The organism is Bacteroides sp. ET336, assembly GCF_024733815.1.
Taxonomy (GTDB): Bacteria; Bacteroidota; Bacteroidia; order Bacteroidales; family Bacteroidaceae; genus Phocaeicola; species Phocaeicola cellulolyticus.
In genome coordinates, this window is sequence record NZ_JANRHK010000023.1 from 35,001 (window position 1) to 52,796 (window position 17,796).

15 protein-coding genes are annotated in these 17,796 nt (G+C 40.0%); 10 read left to right on the forward strand and 5 right to left on the reverse strand.

The window, feature by feature from the left end:
• The first annotated feature begins 8 nt into the window (after positions 1-8).
• The 6 genes from NW213_RS15140 (at position 9) to NW213_RS15165 (ending at position 7,142) form a co-directional block, all read left to right on the forward strand.
• Positions 9-494, forward strand: a complete 486-nt coding sequence (locus NW213_RS15140; protein WP_258323300.1) for a hypothetical protein — start codon at positions 9-11, stop codon at positions 492-494.
• Between the two features lie 70 nt (positions 495-564).
• Entirely contained in the window at positions 565-3,381 is a 2,817-nt protein-coding gene (locus NW213_RS15145; protein ID WP_258323301.1) for a hypothetical protein, read from the forward strand.
• A gap of 16 nt (positions 3,382-3,397) precedes the next feature.
• Positions 3,398-4,249, forward strand: a complete 852-nt coding sequence (locus NW213_RS15150; RefSeq protein WP_258323302.1) for a DUF3450 domain-containing protein — start codon at positions 3,398-3,400, stop codon at positions 4,247-4,249.
• A 77-nt stretch (positions 4,250-4,326) separates the two neighbouring features.
• A complete protein-coding gene (locus tag NW213_RS15155; RefSeq protein ID WP_258323303.1) occupies positions 4,327-5,778 on the forward strand; it encodes a hypothetical protein in 1,452 nt (483 codons plus the stop codon).
• A 13-nt stretch (positions 5,779-5,791) separates the two neighbouring features.
• Positions 5,792-6,421, forward strand: coding sequence for a hypothetical protein (locus tag NW213_RS15160; RefSeq protein ID WP_258323304.1), 630 nt, complete (start codon positions 5,792-5,794; stop codon positions 6,419-6,421).
• Positions 6,408-7,142 carry a S1C family serine protease gene (locus NW213_RS15165; RefSeq protein ID WP_258323305.1) on the forward strand — a complete coding sequence of 245 codons (735 nt, stop codon included), beginning with the start codon at positions 6,408-6,410 and terminating at the stop codon, positions 7,140-7,142. The genes NW213_RS15160 and NW213_RS15165 overlap by 14 nt, the downstream gene beginning before the upstream one ends.
• 120 nt (positions 7,143-7,262) lie before the next feature.
• On the opposite strand, the gene NW213_RS15170 is transcribed toward NW213_RS15165, so the two are convergent.
• From NW213_RS15170 to NW213_RS15180, 3 genes are all read right to left on the reverse strand, one after another.
• Complete coding sequence (locus NW213_RS15170) at positions 7,263-8,711, reverse strand: ATP-binding cassette domain-containing protein (RefSeq protein ID WP_258323306.1); 1,449 nt, start codon at positions 8,709-8,711, stop codon at positions 7,263-7,265.
• A gap of 82 nt (positions 8,712-8,793) precedes the next feature.
• On the reverse strand, positions 8,794-9,363 hold the full coding sequence (gene ruvC, locus NW213_RS15175) for a crossover junction endodeoxyribonuclease RuvC (protein WP_235327070.1): 570 nt from the start codon (positions 9,361-9,363) through the stop codon (positions 8,794-8,796).
• Positions 9,360-9,665, reverse strand: a complete 306-nt coding sequence (locus NW213_RS15180; protein ID WP_235339745.1) for a DUF4286 family protein — start codon at positions 9,663-9,665, stop codon at positions 9,360-9,362. Before NW213_RS15180 ends, ruvC begins: the two co-directional genes overlap by 4 nt.
• A gap of 149 nt (positions 9,666-9,814) precedes the next feature.
• On the opposite strand from NW213_RS15180, the gene NW213_RS15185 reads away from it, so the two are divergent.
• The 4 genes from NW213_RS15185 to NW213_RS15200 are packed head-to-tail and all read left to right on the forward strand — an operon-like array spanning position 9,815 to position 15,573.
• The gene (locus NW213_RS15185; protein WP_258323307.1) at positions 9,815-11,479 is read left to right on the forward strand and encodes an AMP-binding protein; all 1,665 of its coding nucleotides are present in this window, start codon (positions 9,815-9,817) and stop codon (positions 11,477-11,479) included.
• The gene (locus NW213_RS15190; RefSeq protein ID WP_258323308.1) at positions 11,472-12,758 is read left to right on the forward strand and encodes a GTP-binding protein; all 1,287 of its coding nucleotides are present in this window, start codon (positions 11,472-11,474) and stop codon (positions 12,756-12,758) included. Before NW213_RS15185 ends, NW213_RS15190 begins: the two co-directional genes overlap by 8 nt.
• Positions 12,759-12,786: 28 nt before the next feature.
• Positions 12,787-14,922, forward strand: a complete 2,136-nt coding sequence (locus tag NW213_RS15195; protein WP_258323309.1) for a Tex family protein — start codon at positions 12,787-12,789, stop codon at positions 14,920-14,922.
• A 9-nt stretch (positions 14,923-14,931) separates the two neighbouring features.
• On the forward strand, positions 14,932-15,573 hold the full coding sequence (locus tag NW213_RS15200; protein ID WP_258323310.1) for a DUF1847 domain-containing protein: 642 nt from the start codon (positions 14,932-14,934) through the stop codon (positions 15,571-15,573).
• A gap of 32 nt (positions 15,574-15,605) precedes the next feature.
• On the opposite strand, the gene NW213_RS15205 is transcribed toward NW213_RS15200, so the two are convergent.
• A complete protein-coding gene (locus NW213_RS15205) occupies positions 15,606-16,097 on the reverse strand; it encodes a 3'-5' exonuclease (protein WP_258323311.1) in 492 nt (163 codons plus the stop codon).
• Between the two features lie 118 nt (positions 16,098-16,215).
• Positions 16,216-17,667: a glycoside hydrolase 43 family protein gene (locus tag NW213_RS15210; protein ID WP_375338162.1), complete on the reverse strand. Its 1,452-nt coding sequence runs from the start codon at positions 17,665-17,667 to the stop codon at positions 16,216-16,218.
• Positions 17,668-17,796 lie beyond the last annotated feature (129 nt).

A 17,796-nucleotide genomic window follows, 5' to 3' on the forward strand; every position in this document is an offset into this window, starting at 1 on the left:
GAATTCGTATGTCAAAGATTTTTAGGTTATATGAAGGCGGAACAGATGTTTATGAGGGATGGAACGACAGCCCAACATTCCCTTACAACTCAACAAGCAGGGATACCATAAAGGATCCAGACGGTGCTTCTGCCAAAAACGAAATAACATCAATACCTTCTCCTTTTGCGAGAATAGATTTGATAAAGACAGCATTTAAAGAAGTATGTAAGAACGATATACGCGGATTGTCAGGAAATACTATTTTTCACAAAATGGTATCAGACACACTGGATGTTGCCGAGATATTCTTTAACATAGATAAGTTCAATGGGATTGTTGAAGTTATCAATTGGGATGCGTCTCAAATGGTATCTGAACTTCAGCACTCAAATAGCGAAGGACATCGTTATTTGGCTGATGCACTGACTAAATATATGCAGCTTGGTGCAAACGCTTCCAATTGGGGGAAAATGAAAAACATATATCTCCTGAATTATGTAAAATGGTCCTGACTATATAAACATAATAGGAGCAACATCACCTGCTACATTATTCTTCAGCAGTGCAAACGACTTGGGGGTTGTGAAAGACATTTACTTTAAGAATGACAGTCCGTTTGACAATGAATACAAACCACTTTACGACAGAGACTTCAATTTCATTATGTCTCTCTTCCTCTTTCGACATACCACACCTAATTTTGCACGCATGTTTCCAGAGGTTGAAGCCTATCTAAGTTTAACACTTAAAGCCATTGGAGACCCAAATATGAAACAACAGTTGAGAAACTTGTCACCTGCTGACTTAAAGAATTATGAAGCCATTTCCGTAGGGGGAAACTTAGTGGAAGTGTTAGGCTTTAATCTTCTTAAAAAGAAATCAGGAGCGTCTGTGTCTCAAAGCGCATTTGCCATTAAATGTTCCAAGACCATTGCAACGCAGCCATTAGTATTGCCTATAGAATCAGGAAACAAGTACAGCGATTTACAATATACAGTCGGTACATGGGGGAATATTAACGTTGCACCATATAAAATAGAAGAAAATGACTTGAGCAAGCGCAAACTACCTTTTGAGGGCTCAACTTATCCGTATCTCACTATAAGTGATTTCATGGAAGATATTTTGGTGAGAGTACCATATACATTAAATACAGAATGTTATTTTAATGGGAATATAGATACTGACAAAGAAACCTGTGCCTATCTGTTACCTCTAACTCCACGTTTCTTTGACTATTTCACTGTTGAAGATTTAATGGGTGAAATGGCAAATGGTGAGAAAATGTTCGAAATGGAGTTGGTAGCAGGAGGATCAGTCAAAACAGTTTTGCGTATTCCTATTAATGGAGATAACAGAACTGATTACATTGAATATTCAAGAATCTATTATAATGGAAGAAAACCAAATGTAACAGAAAAGGTAAATGATGGAGGAATTGTAGAATTTTCATTTACAGGATTTATAATGCCTTTAATCCGGTTTACAAATTCTGAGCAAGCAATATACGATGTATCATGCGTGAGCGGTGTGTCCTCAAAATACGATTTCACTTTCTATTCCCAATCAAATAAAATATCTCTTACGTCTAAATCTTGCAGAAACGAAGATAAACAAGGCGGTAACTTCAAGGCAGAGACTTACCATATAGAGTATTCAAACTTCGATTTTATCCGGATTTCTGATCGTAATGGTAACTCAGGATTAATAGTTCCTATATTCAAGGAACAAAAAAGCATAGATACATTCGAATTTGCCATAGACCTTGGAACATCGAATACTCACGTGGAGTATAGAAAATCTGGCGAGAACTCAAAGGTATTTTCATTGTCAAAAGAAGACAAGCAACATTGCGAGATATTTCTCCAGAGAAAGGATGACATGGGAAATGCCATTGACTTGATATTGGAAAAACAGTTGATTGAAAAGGACTTCCTGCCAGACGAAATCGGAACAGAAGATTTCAGATTTCCTACAAGAACAGTATTATCATATGCCAAGACTACTGATTGGACAAATGTCATAGAACCGTTTGCTTTGGTTAACATTCCATTCACCTACGACAAAAGACGTGAATTGCCGTATAACAATTTCAAATACAATATAAAGTGGGGCAGCGGAGAAGACGATGTGATAGATTCATACGTCAGATGTCTGATGTTGATTATACGCAACAAAGTATTGCTCAACAATGGTGATTTGCAAAAAACCAAGATTACATGGTTCTACCCTATAAGTATGGCTCCCAAAAGACTTAAACGTCTTCAAGCAACATGGGACAATGCTTTCAAGAAATATTTTGGTGACGGAACTACTTACCGTATGACGGAATCGTCTGCTCCTATACAATATTTCTTCAAGCGTTATGCCACAGCTACCAATCTGATAAACATAGATATTGGTGGAGGAACAACGGATATTGCATTCTCCAACAATAAAGAAATTGATTTTGTAACATCATTCCGATTTGCATCTAACGTATTGTTTGAAAACTCGTTCTCCGATTTGGATGACAATAACGGTATTGTGGATTATTACAAAAACGAGATTCTGAAATTATTGGAAGATAAGAGATTGTCAGAACTGATAAGCATATTTAATAGTTCATGCAATAGTAAACCCTCTAATATGGCTTCTTTCTTATTTGGGTTAAAGGACAATACTATAGTGAAGAAAGCAAAAGTTAATGACAAGAAAGTTGACTTTAACTATATATTACAGGAAGATGAAAAATTCAAGATTGTTTTTATTTTGTTTTATACTGCTATAATTTATCATATAGCTCAAATTGTGAAAGCTAAAAGATTGGATGTTCCAAGACATATATCTTTCAGCGGTAACGGTAGCAAGGTTATACGTATAATTACTCCTGACGCCAAACTACTTGCTAAATATACAAAGTTGGTATTCGAAAGTATATTAAATAAACCATACGGAAAAGAACTTGAAATATTAGGTATGGAGAAAGACTACAATCCTAAAGAATCAACTTGTAAAGGAGGTATTGTAGGTGAAGGGAAAAATGATGTTGAGGATATAATTGTGTTCAAAAGTGATTGTTCAGGTTTTGTAACTCCATCAGACACTTACGATTGTGTAACTGATGAATATAAAGGTGCTACTATTCATGCAGTCAAAGATTTCTTTAATTTTACATTAAAAGAAATGAATGAAAAGTTCAATTTTGACAAGAATTTTGGAGTAGATTATAATTCATTAAAGATAGCTTCCTATGTATCTAACAATGACTTGGATACTTATCTTGAGAAAGGTATAGCACAACGAAAAGAAGAATCGGAAAGTACAGATACCATAGAGGAAACCTTTTTCTTCTATCCGATAAAAGGTGTACTTCATGCTATTTCTCAAGAGATATACCAGTCTTTAATAAATGAATAGAATAAAAAATAAAGATATGCAAAACATATTAATAATAATATTTCTTGCTCTATGTACTGTTTCTTATGGTTGTTCTGACAGTACAAGAGCCCAAAATCTTCCTACGAACAAAGAAGTATTTGAGGATAATAAGATAAAAGAAGTCAATTCGCATATTGATAGTTTGAAGTCTGAACTTTTTTCCTTAAAAAAGGAATTGAAAGAGCAGAAAAGAACTATAGACAACCAGCAAAAAGAAATAAAAACACTAAAAGAAAAAAAATCAGAGATACCTTTGATTTGGATAATTATAGTATCAGTTGTATCTATTCTAGTTCTTTATCTTATGCGATATTTTTATATCACACTTAGAGATATTAAAAACAGATTGGATAGACATCGTTCTGACATTTACAAATTATCTGATAGAATAAAGGAATATGAGAGTAGAACCAGCAAGACTCCAATTTCAAAGCCTCAAAAAGAAGACTGCCCTAAAAACAATTATAGGTATAAACCTATGGAAAACAAACCGATTACACCTACTATTGAAATAGCTGAAGAAAAGATTAAACCAGAAATGAATGTCAAAGAAACAAAGGAAGGTTATTTTGGTATGCTTATAGGTAACAGTTATTTTAATGAATGTATGGTATCAAAAAATGATAATGCCTTGTTTAAGGCATGGGTTGGTGACACAGAAGGAGAATACACGGTATTAAAATTGGATGCTATAAGAAGTGTTGATGGAATAGAAAATGCTGTTTGTATGGAAGGTGTACCTATAAAAGAAGCTAAAAATTTCCAAGTTATAGAAAAGGGAAAAGTAAAGAAAAATTCAAAAGGAAACTGGAGTATAGTATCTCCAACAAAGATAAAACTTAGTTGAATATGAGTCTTGTAGCAATAATAATACTTTCTGTAATTTTAGTTCAGATAATATTCTTTGTTCAGAATAGAGCAAGAATGAACGAATTCAAAAACATATTCAATGAGAATAAATCCTGGACCTTATCGTATGATGCCGAAACGAACTTTGTGAATGGTATTTCCGGAAAAGGGAATAAGGTTTTCGACGCAATAGTACATTCCATTAATAAATACCTCGGAAGCAGTTCTGGTTCTGTAATTGATTATGGTGTTTTGAAAGATGCAATAGATAGGCATTGCGATACTGTAGAAAATGACATAGCTGTTCAAACACCTATTCCGTTGTATTGCGGACTTGCAGGTACTATGGCTGGTGTTATTATAGGATTGTGGGATTTATTGGACTCACAAGCAATTCTTACGCTAATGGGCAGTGGAACAGTTAATATCAGTAATGCATCTGACATAGCTGCCAATGGTATTAATGATTTGCTTTTAGGTGTTGCATGGGCAATGGCCGCTTCAATTTGTGGTATAATTCTTACCACACTAAACTCAGTCTTATTCAAACGATGCAAGTTGGAAGAAGAAAGTGGCAAAAATTCATTTTTGGCTTGGATGCAGTCAAAACTGTTACCTGAACTGCCATCTGACACATCAGAAGCATTAGGAAAACTTGTAAAGAACCTGAACAAATTTAATGCTACATTTGCAGATAATACTAACAATTTGGGTAAGGCCCTTGCTAAGGTAAACGAGTCGTATGCAATACAAGCTGAAGTCATAAAGACAGTTCATGATATGGATGTAATGAAAATGGCAAAAGTCAATATTAATGTCTTACAGGAGCTCAAAGAATGTACATGTAAACTTGAAGATTTCAATTTGTATCTTGATGAAATAAAAGGATATACAGATGCAATACACCGATTTGAAAGTATGTTCAAGTCTGAAGCAGAAAGACTACATATATTAGAAGAAATACGCGATTTCTTTAACAGACATAAAGGTGAAATAGCCAAAGATACAGGAGATGCAGATATCGCATTACGTGATTCATTGAAAACCATAAAAGAGTCTACTGCTGCCAACATGACTGAACTTAATGCAAAATTTGTCGAGCAAAGTGAGAATTTCAAAAGTATAATTAAAGAAGAACAAGAAACTTTCAAACGTATAAGTAATGAGATTACCACACAGTTTGAGACACAGCTTAAACAGATGCCGCTATTGAAACAACAATTGGAAGGTATTTCTGCAATTCCTGAACACCTTAACATTTTGATAGAAAAGATAGAAGAATCAAACAAGACATTAGCTCAAGAAATAACAACATCAGTGCAACATGCTGTGTCGCAGTTAAATCAAAGAATTCCTGAAGTGAAAGAAAACAATAAGTATAGTAATACAGAAAATCAAATTGTTGTGCAATCTATGCCTAATTGGATGAGAATAAGCGGATGGTGTGCATTAATTATAATTGCTTTGACTAGTTTGTTATTTTTATCTGCAATTATATTAGATTATCTGGGTATTATATACCTCTAAAACTTTGAAAGGTATGGCACAAAAGAAAGAATCTTTTTTCTGGACAAGCTATTCTGATCTTATGACAAGCCTGTTCTTTATCATGCTTGTTCTATTTATTCTGGTAATTGTAGTTCTACATAAAAGAATGGAAGTGACCGAACATCAACTTGAAGAAATTCAAAAAGTAGAATCTTCAACCAAAGATTTAAGCAGAGACCACTTTACATATCGACCAGAATACAAAAAATATGTGTTAAATATAGCTGTAAGGTATCCTATAGGAGAATCTGATATAAATAGAATTGAAACCACAAACAAGCATGAAATATTAATGCAACTTCATCAGGCAGGAAAAGAAATAGAAAAATTCTTATATAATCATCGTGAAAACCAGTATCTTCTAATTATTGAGGGACAGGCTTCCCTTGACGCTTACACACTTAACTATGAGTTAAGCTACCAAAGAGCTTTGGGACTTCTGCGGTATTGGATAAACCAATGCGGAATTCAGTTCGGGCGCAACTGTGAAATTCAAATTTCCGGTAGTGGTGACGGAAGACTTGATACTCATTCTATGAGAGAGCTGAACGAAAGAGAAAATCAGCGTTTTTTGATACATATCCTTCCTAAAAATATTTTTGAACGAAATGAAAGCAAGTAAATTACTATTTATAATTGGTATTTTATCATTAACTGGGTGTGCCCATAAGTCAGGTCATAAGAGAGAAAACTTCATACAAGAAAGGAGTGTTGTTTCACATCCAAGTACTATGACAAACACTAATATTGAAGTATCTAGAAACAGGCGAAATGTAGAAAAAATGGATGGAGCGGAAGTATTTTCCAGATACAATACAGCTGTATTTATGATTTATACATCAGATGGATATAATATGTATCAAGGCTCAGGCTTTTTTATAAACAATTCAGGACTTGCCGTAAGCAATTATCATGTATTTAAAAACACAAATATTGGAGAAGAAGGCATCAAGTTAGCTGGCAGTAAAGAAACTTATAAAGTTTCCGAAATCATAAAACGTAATGAACAGGAAGACTTTATCCTATTCAAAGTAAATATAGCAAATACTAACTATATTCCAATTGCAGGACGTAAACCCAATGTAGGTGAGAAAGTATTTGCAATAGGAAGTCCTAGAGGATTGGAAAACACATTCTCGTCCGGAGAAATTTCACAATGGCGTGACAGAAATTTAATGCAAATCAGCGCACTTATAGACCATGGAAGTAGTGGCGGAGCATTAATAAATGAATATGGCGAAGTTGTCGGTATAACATCAGGAACTTTTTATGATGGTTCACAAGCCAATCTCAATTACGCTTGGAGCATTGATGTAATAAAGCCATACATTAACATGAGATAAATAGTTTAATTCTTAATTGGAAAAATTATATTTTTCACCAATTTATCACAAGTTCACCGGCTGCTTACTGAACATTTAGTGAACAGCCGGTGAACCATTATATAAAGTAAAAATCTCTATTTACCTGTTTCTCACCAGATACAATGAATCGGTGATGCAGGCAGGAAGCTCTTCCTTGTAATGGGTAACCATAATCATGGTCTTGTCGTTTCGACGGCAGAATGTTTCTATTACATCTTTCACCAGACGACGGTTGTACAGGTCAAGTCCGTGAAGAGGTTCGTCGAGTATCAGAAGCTCAGGGTCTTTCACGAAAGCACGTGCCAGAAGGACAAGTCGCTGCTCGCCGCTCGACAACTGCAGGAAACTCCTGTCTGCCAACTGCTTCACTCCGAATATATCCATCCAGAACAGACACACTTCCCTGTCCTCTTCCTTAGGACGCTTGTAAAGTCCTATAGAATCGTGAAGTCCGCTTGCCACAATATCTATGGCAGGAATATTCTTCAGATAGGCTCTGTGCATCTCAGGACTGACGTAACCGATATGCTTCTTGATTTCCCATATACTCTCGCCACTGCCGCGCTTACGGTCGAACAGAGTGATGTCGCAGGCATAGCTCTGTGGATTGTCGGCACAAACCAGACTCAGAAGTGTTGATTTACCGGCACCGTTCTCGCCGCTCAAGGCCCATTTCTCTCCACACTTCACTGTCCAGTCAAGTTCACGGAGAATAGTTCTTTCGCCATAGCGGATACTTACCTTATTCAGTTTGACTACATTGGCTGCCTTATACAGATTATCCTTATAAGGCATATCAAGTATAGCCTGAACCTTTTCGTCGGAAAGCATCTTTTCCGGTACACAGACACCAGTGTATTCGGAACGTGGAAGTTTCTCGCCACATATCATATTCTCAACAGTTATCACATGAGTGATGAAGTCAGGAATATCGTCCGATTTGGAAAGTACAAGGATAACCTGAAGACCTATAACCTTTATAAGCTCTGCAAGAAGCGACTTAAGCAAATCACGTGTACGGGCATCAAGTCCGATGAAAGGATTATCCATAATGAGAACTCTTGGTCCAGAAAGCAATGTCTTTGTCAGCTGGAACTTTCTCAACTCTCCGCTTGAAAGAAGTATGATAGGCTTCTGCAGCATTTCTTCTATTCTGAACAGAGTGTAAAGACTTTCTTTCAGCTTTTCATCCTTGCACTGAGGAAGAAGATCACCCACGACAGGAATATTCTCCATATCCTGCGAGTTCCATCTCTGCTGATAGTAATAGCCGCCGTCTGCATCGCCATACGAATCACGGAATGTTATGTATCTGAGATTGTCCGAAACAAGATTTGAACTTGAAGGTGAAAAATCGTATGCCACCTCATTCATCAACAGTGGATATTTTCCTGTAATGATATCTATAAGAATACTTTTACCTCCACCGTTTGGACCTACTACAGCCAATTGCTCGCCTGCATTCAGGCAGAAATCTACAGGCTTACCCATTCTGTACAGAGGATGACGGGTAACGCCATTTGATACTGAAATAACTCGTTGTTGCATTGTTTTTCTTTAGTTGTTGGTTGTTAGCTTTTAGTTCTTAGCAGCAATTCTTAACTATTAATTTTTAATTATTAATTAAGAACTACTTCACCACCTTATCAGGATTCTTCGCTATAAAATCTTTCCATCCCGAATAAGCCTTATGGGTTTCAGGCCGCCCCATCTGCAGGTAATGACAATATGCCGCTCCCAAGGCGTCTGTGGCATCCATAAAAGGTCCGATATCCTCTTTCCTTATTTTGAGCATGCGTCGCAGCATGTCCGCTACCTGCTCCTTGCTTGCCTGACCGTTACCGGTAATGGCCATCTTAATCTTTAGCGGGGCATATTCCGTCACAGGTATATCCCTGCACAATGCCGCCACTATAGCCACCCCCTGAGCCCTGCCCAGTTTGAGCATGGACTGTACGTTCTTTCCGAAGAAAGGAGCCTCTATGGCAAGCTCGTCAGGCAGGTATGAGTTTATCACCCCCTGCACACGTTCGTAGATATGCTTCAGTTTGAGATACGGATCGGTAAACTTACGCATGTCTATCACACCAAGGGTGACAACTTCGGCTTTGGTGCCAACAACCTTGATGACACCATATCCCATAATGTTTGTTCCGGGGTCAATACCAAGAATTATCTTTTCCTTAACGGGCTGAATCACTTTATTACCTCCATCAAAGTAGGGAAACCTATAATCTTATCCTTGAAAATCTTTGTCATTTCCTCATTAAGACGGGCACCACACTTGGTATGCCAGTTATGAAGGGTTGCGCTGTCTTCAACCTCCCACTGGAGCGAGAAGCATTCACTGTCCTGTTCCTTATGACTCAGAATACGCAAGATACGCGGATTTTTCAACTCCCCGGTCTTCTCTGCTTCAGGGATATAACACTCGTTCAACCAGATTACGAAATTTCTGGCATCATTCATCTCAACATGAAATGTAGTATTGTAAATAAGCATAAATGTAAATCTTTAACACTGCAAATATAAGGATTTATACAGAAATGGCAGGAATAATTAAAAATAAATAAACATACCATGCCTACGTTAAATTAACTTTTACTATTTTTGCACACATTATCACGAAATGTGTACATATTTTGTTTGACATGGAATTAAACAACAGCTTTATAGAATTAATAGAAAAAAGCATAAAACAAAACTGGGACAGAAATGCGCTAACTGACTATAAGGGAATAACACTCCAATATAAGGATGTAGCAAGAAAGATTGAGAAAATGCATATTCTGCTCCAACATGCAGGAATAAAACCGGGAGACAAGATAGCATTGTGCGGACGTAACAGTGCAAACTGGACTGCAATGTTTCTGGCAATAATCACATACGGCGGTGTGGCAGTGCCAATCCTTCACGAATTCAAGCCTGACAACATACACCACATAGTAAATCACTCTGGAGCGAGAATGCTGTTTGCCGGCGACCAGATATGGGAGAACCTGAACGAAGCGTGTATGCCTCTGCTTGAAGGTATCATAGAATTGAAGAATTTCGATCTGGTGGTTTCACGTTCAGAACAGCTGACATACGCCAGAGAGCATCTTAACGAGGAATTCGGAAAGAAATATCCGTGCCGTTTCAGAGCCGAACAAGTTTCCTACAGAAAAGAGGAACCGGAAGAGCTCGCAGTAATCAATTATACTTCCGGCACTACGGGATATTCTAAAGGTGTAATGCTCCCGTACAAGGCTATTCAATCGAACATCATCCACATACACGAGAAAGTAGGACTTATGGCCGGTGACAACATCGTTTCAATGTTGCCATTGGGACATATATTCGGCCTTGTGTTCGATTTTCTATACGGCATCACAGTAGGAGCACATCTTTGGTTCCTGACACGTATGCCAAGTCCTAAGATTATAGCAGAGTCTTTTTCAGAAATAAGGCCTAGAGTTATCGCATGCGTTCCGCTTATAGTAGAAAAGATTATAAAGAAGAACATATTGCCGCACGTTGACAACAAACTGGGAAAACTGCTTCTTAACCTGCCTATCATCAGCGACAAGATTAAAGAACAGATACGTCATCACGCAATGCAGGCATTCGGAGGCAATTTCATCGAGATAGTCATAGGCGGTGCTCCGTTCAATGCCGAAGTAGAGGCCTTCCTAAGAAAGATAAACTTCCCTTACACCATTGCATACGGTATGACGGAATGTGCGCCTTTGATATGCCACAGCCGTTGGGACGAAATAAAATACCAGTCATGCGGAAAGACTGTAGCAAATATGGAAACCAAAGTCCTTTCCGACAATCCGGAAACAGTACCGGGCGAACTTGTCTGCCGTGGCGCAAACGTGATGTTGGGATATTACAAGAATGAGGAAGCTACATCACAGGCCATAGACAATGAAGGATGGCTGCACACAGGCGACATGGCTATAAAAGATGCGGAAGGCAACATCTTCATAAAAGGAAGATGCAAGAACATGCTGCTCACTTCTACTGGACAAAATATCTATCCAGAAGAAATTGAGGCCAAGCTGAACAATATGCCGTACGTCAACGAATCGCTTATCATACTGAAAGGCGAGAAACTTGTCGCACTGGTATATCCTGACAGCGATGACGCTTTTGCACACGGACTGTCATTATCACAACTGGAAGAAGCCATAGAGCAAAACAGAATAGAACTTAACAAAACTCTTCCTGCATTCTCGCAGATTTCAAAAGTCAAACTATATCCTGAAGAATTTGAAAAGACTGCCAAGAAGAGCATCAAGAGATTCTTATATCAGAATATAGATGGATAAAATTAAAAAAATACCTGTACTGTTGCTTACAGGATATCTGGGAAGTGGGAAAACCACTCTCGTCAACAGAATTCTTTCCAACAAAAAGGGCATCAGATTTGCTGTCATTGTAAACGACATCGGCGAAGTGAACATTGATGCCGAACTGATACAGCGTCAGGGAGTTGTCGGTATGAACGACGACAGCCTTGTGGCTCTGCAGAACGGATGTATATGCTGCACACTGAGAACAGACCTTATAGAACAGATTTTAGGAATCCTCAAAACAGAGAAATTCGACTATATAGTTATAGAAGCAAGCGGAATATGTGAGCCGGAATCTATAGCAAACACTATCTGCTCGATACCTCAACTTGGAGGCGCATATACCAAGTATGGAATCACACGCCTTGACTCTGTGGTAACAGTGGTTGACGCACTTCGTATGAAGGATGAATTCTGCTGTGCTGAAAGCCTTACAGATAAAAATCTTTCTGAAGACGATATTGAAAATCTGCTTATACACCAAATTGAATTCTGTAATATAGTTTTACTGAATAAAGCTTCAGAAGTAACCCCAGAAGAACTTGAGACCATACACCGTATAGTAAAGACACTTCAGCCTGCTGCAGATATTATAGAATGCGACTATGCAGATATTGATCTTGACAGGATTATATCAACTTCGATGTTCAGATACGAACACGTAGCAGCATCAGCAGGATGGGTACAGGAACTGGGCAAGCATGTAACTGAAGAAGATACAGACAGCCATTGCCATCATCACCATCATGATGAAGAATGCCACTGCAATCATGACGAGCATCATCATCACGAAAACGGGGAAGAATGTTCATGCGGACATCACCACCACGAAGGAGAATGTTCGTGCGGACACCATCATCACCACGAAGGTGGCGAAACAGAAGAATACGGCATAAGCACACTACTCTACTTCAGACGTGCAGCATTCGACATGAACCGTTTCGATTACTTCATTTCTTCAAGATGGCCGAAAAGTGTAATACGCGCCAAAGGCGTATGCTACTTCAGCGACCAGCCTGAAATGTCGTACCTCTTCGAACAGGCAGGCAAGCAGAAACAGATTTCCGAAGCCGGACTATGGTATGCCACCCTGCCGGAAGCAGACATCAAAAGACTGCTGGAACAAGAACCGGGACTGATGAGAGACTGGGACGATAAGTACGGCGACAGAATGCAGAAAATAGTATTCATAGGAAAAAATATGGACAAGGAACAGCTCATCAAAGAGCTTGACGCATGTCTGGTAAAAGAATAAACTTAAACTAATATCCACACACAATCACATGGAACAATTCAGCAAGATGATAGCTGCCGCCATGAAACTTCAGGAGCACAGAGTGGAAAACACTTTGAAACTTCTTCAGGGCGGAGCAACCATACCTTTTATAAGCCGGTACAGGAAAGAGGCTACAGGAGGAATGGACGAGGTGCAGATAAGCGAAATAAACGACAGATACGAGAAACTGTGCGAACTTGCAAAACGCAAGGAAACCATCATTTCCACTATAGAGGAGCAGGGCAAAATGACTGCCGAGCTGAGGAGCAGAATAGACAACTGCTGGGACTCTACAGAACTGGAGGACATATATCTTCCTTTCAAGCCTAAAAGAAAAACGAGGGCCGAAGCCGCTCGCCAGAAAGGACTTGAGCCACTGGCAATCATCCTGATGATGCAGCGAGAAAACAACCTTATGGCAAAGGCAGCCCAGTTCGTAAAGGGTGAAGTAAAGGACGAAGAAGATGCGCTGAAAGGTGCACGCGACATCATTGCCGAACAGGTGAACGAAGATGAAAGAGCAAGAAATCAAGTAAGAAATATATTTACACGTCAGGCTGTCATAACAGCCAAAGTGGTGAAAGGCAAAGAGAAGGAAGAGAATGCTGCAAAGTATCGCGACTATTTCGATTTCAGCGAACCACTGAAGCGCTGTACTTCACACCGTCTGCTTGCAATCCGCCGTGGTGAAGCCGAAGGAATTCTGAAAGTGACAATCTCACCGGAAGAAGACGAAGAATGTACAGACAGACTTGAACGTCAGTTCGTAAGAGGTAACGGTGAATGCTCTTCGCAAGTGGCGGAAGCGGTAAAGGATGCTTACAAACGCCTGCTTAAACCGACCATCGAAACAGAGTTCTCAGCTCTCAGCAAAGAGAAAGCCGACGAGGAGGCAATCCGTGTATTTGCCGAAAACCTGAGACAGCTGCTTCTTGCTCCCCCATTGGGACAGAAACGTGTGATGGGTATCGACCCGGGATTCAGAACAGGCTGTAAGGTGGTATGTTTGGACGCTCAGGGAACATTGCTTCACAACGAAGCCATATACCCTCATCCGCCTAAATCGGAAGAGGCACTGGCTGCAAGAAAGATTGTAAAACTCGTTGAACAATACAAGATAGAAGCAATCGCCATAGGAAACGGAACCGCAAGCCGTGAGACAGAGCGTTTCGTAACTTCCCAAAGATACGACCGTGAGGTGCAAGTGTTCGTGGTAAGCGAGGACGGTGCTTCAATCTATTCGGCTTCGAAAACAGCGCGCGAGGAATTCCCTGACTATGATGTAACTGTGCGTGGAGCAGTCTCCATAGGCCGTCGTCTGATGGACCCTCTGGCAGAGCTGGTAAAGATTGATGCAAAATCCATCGGTGTGGGACAATACCAGCATGATGTTGACCAGACCAAGCTGAAAGAGTCTCTTGACCGCACAGTGGAAAGTTGTGTAAACCTTGTCGGAGTGAACCTCAATACTGCCAGCAAGCATCTTCTGACATACGTATCAGGCCTAGGGCCTTCACTAGCTCAGAACATTGTGGACTACAGAACTGAAAACGGACCTTTCGCATCACGCAAAGAACTCTTGAAAGTTCCCCGCATGGGAGCTAAGGCATTCGAACAGTGTGCCGGTTTCCTCAGAATACCTGGAGCAGACAATCCTCTCGACAACTCAGCCGTTCATCCTGAAAGCTACGCCATAGTGGAAAAGATGGCAAAGGACATGAAATGTACTGTAGCCGACCTTATCAAAGACAAGGAACTGAGAGCTAAAATAGATATAAAGAAATATGTCACAGACACAGTAGGCCTCCCTACCCTGAACGACATAATGAAGGAACTCGACAAACCGGGAAGAGACCCTCGTCAGCAGATTCAGGTATTCGAGTTCGACAAGGACGTAAAAACACTCGACGATCTCCGTGAAGGCATGGAACTGCCGGGAATAGTGACAAACATTACCAACTTCGGTTGTTTTGTCGATATAGGTATAAAGGAGAACGGTCTTGTGCACATCTCCCAGCTTGCTGACAAGTTCGTGAGCGATCCTACTAGTGTGGTCAGCATACATCAGCATGTACGTGTCAGAGTCCTCGGAATAGACCATGAAAGGAAGCGTGTACAGCTTACGATGAAAGGAATGAAATAATTTTATATTATGGAAAAAGAAACAATACACTCATGTGTGGACTGCGGAACACAGAACTGCAAGTTCAAGGACCGCACATATCCTGACTTCTGCCTAACTACAGCCTTGACTGAAGAAGATAAGGAATGGGCTCTGGAAAGATATGACGAAGGCAACAACCGACAAATAATGATTGCCAGTGCCGAAGTGGAATACGAAGGTTACTGCCAGTGGACACGAGTACAGGAAATAATGGAGTTTGCCAGGAAGATTAATGCCAAACGTATAGGGATAGCCAATTGTATCGGCCTGATAAACGAGGCACGTATTTTTGCAAAAATACTTCGTGCCAACGGTTTCGAAGTCTATTCGGTGATATGCAAAGTTGCCGGTCAGGCAAAAACATCAATGGGAATACCGGCAGAATGTGAGAAGATAGGCCCTGCCATGTGTAACCCGATAATGCAGGCACGCCTGCTTAACAAGGCAAAGACCGACCTGAATGTGGTGATTGGTTTGTGCGTGGGACATGACAGCCTGTTCTACAAATATTCGGATGCGTATGTCACTACTCTTGTGACCAAAGACCGTGTGACAGGCAATAATCCTGTAGCAGCTCTTTATACCGCAAATTCATATTATCACAAGAAATTCTTTAAGGACAATAAATGACGGTTCTTTCAGATTGACGGACTGCCGGATGCCTACAGAATATTTATGGCTATCACCGCACACGCCTCTGCATCAGCCAGGGCATGATGATGATGTGACAGGTCATAACCGCATTCAGCAGCGACAGTGTCAAGCCTGTGATTGTCCAAATAAGGGAATGCCTTGCGTGCCGCATACAATGTGTCATAAAACTCATAGTCCGGATAGTCCATCCTGTAAATGCGAAAAGCCGCTTTCAGACATCCTTCGTCGAAAGACTTGTTATGTGCCACCAACGGTAAACCTTCTATCAAAGGTTCTACTTTTGACCATACTTCGCTAAATACAGGAGCATCGTCAGTATCAGAACAGCTCAATCCATGAACGCACGAACAACGGTAATTGTAATAATTAGGTTCGGGCTGTATCAATGAATAAAATCTGTCAACAATCTCACCATTACGCACTATAACGATGCCGACAGAACAAACAGAACTACGCTCATAGTTGGCTGTTTCAAAATCTATTGCTGCAAAGTTTTCCATATCTTATAAATATTCGTACAGGCAAAGTTACTAATATAACATATCCCAACAAAAAAGTTCCCGAAAATGTAACAATCCGGGAACTTTTTTCTTTTATATCAGATATATCAGATATACATTATCTGGAGATACTGTCGTCTATCTTGAAAAAGTCAAAATCGACATAACCGCCTGTCTCTTTAGTGGCATAATTGAACAATCCGAAACGATATCCCATGAAATGCGGCATGGTGTATTGCATTTTCACCACACTACCTATTTCAGTCCATTTCTTACCGTCAAGACTATAATAGAAATAGCCCTTGTCAGTGCGGTTCCTGAAATCACATTCTGCCTTAAAATACACTTTATCTGATTTACACGGTATGCAGGCCACTTCCACTGGTTCATTGCCGGAAGCGTCCTCCATGACAATATATCTCTTGTTATCAACTTTCTTCACTGCCACATAACCGTATTTTTTCTGGAACAGCGACAGACCCGCATAATCACCGTCTTTCATTGCAGAAACATCTACACAGGTAGTAGCCGACGATACAGGACCGAAAGTTCGTTGTGTCAATGTATTTTTAGCTTGTAAGATAGAGTTGGTTACACTTCCTGTAGTAAGGCGCAGATAACCTTTACGGTCGGAAACAGACCACAAGGAATTATCAGGATTATGGTTCCACTGCCATGTCAGAGGCAATGCCCTCTCACCAGACTTTCTTGAGAAATCATCGGAGCATACAATTCCCGGCTCTAGACCTTTGGAAGCAGGCAAATCCAGATATTCGGGAGCTTTGCCGTTTACTCCAATAACCGGCCATCCGTCTTTCCACTCCATTGGCACCAGATAAGGGATACGTCCTACCGCCCCACAATCCTGGAACAGATAAGCAAACCACCGTCCATCTGGAGTATCAACGATACCACCTTGGGCAATTCCCTTGTCCTGGAACACTACCCTGCCCTCATAAGGACCTGTAATCTTATCAGCACGGTGAACCACTACCGTACGCATTTCGTTTCTTGGCCATACGATATTAAACAGATAGTATTTACCATTCACCTTAAACAGCTGCGAGCCTTCAGAACCAAGCATGATATTGTCTCCTGCAGGAGCACTGGCATTCTCTATAAGAACATGTTTGGTTTCAGGCAATATTCCCGACAAATCGTCTTTAAGCTCTGCCATGACAAGCTTTCCATTTCCGTAAATCATATATTTTTTACCGTCCTCATCAAAAAAGAAATTCATGTCATGATACGAAGGAGAAAACTCTATACGTTTCCACGGGCCCTTTTCTGGATTGTCCGTAATGAAAAAATATGTTTTATTGGTAGTCTGAGCAAAGGTAGAGACATAATACTTTCCGTTATGGTAGCGGATGCAGCTTGCCCACGAACCCTGTCCGTATGTATTCTTTCCATCCTCAAGATTCATCGTAGCCAGACTGTCAGTAAGGGTGTCGTACGCATAACATGCAAGTTCCCAGTTCGACAAATCCTTTGATTTCATTATAGGTACACCGGGAACCATGTGCATGGTTGTACTGCTCATGTAATACGTGTCTCCAACCCTAACCATCGACATATCGGGTACATCAGAATAAATAAGTGGATTTACAGCCCTTCCGGCACTTTCAGAAAAAGCAGGACCGGACATTAAGAGCAATCCCAATGAGAAAAATAAATTCTTTATCATAATTTCAGTATA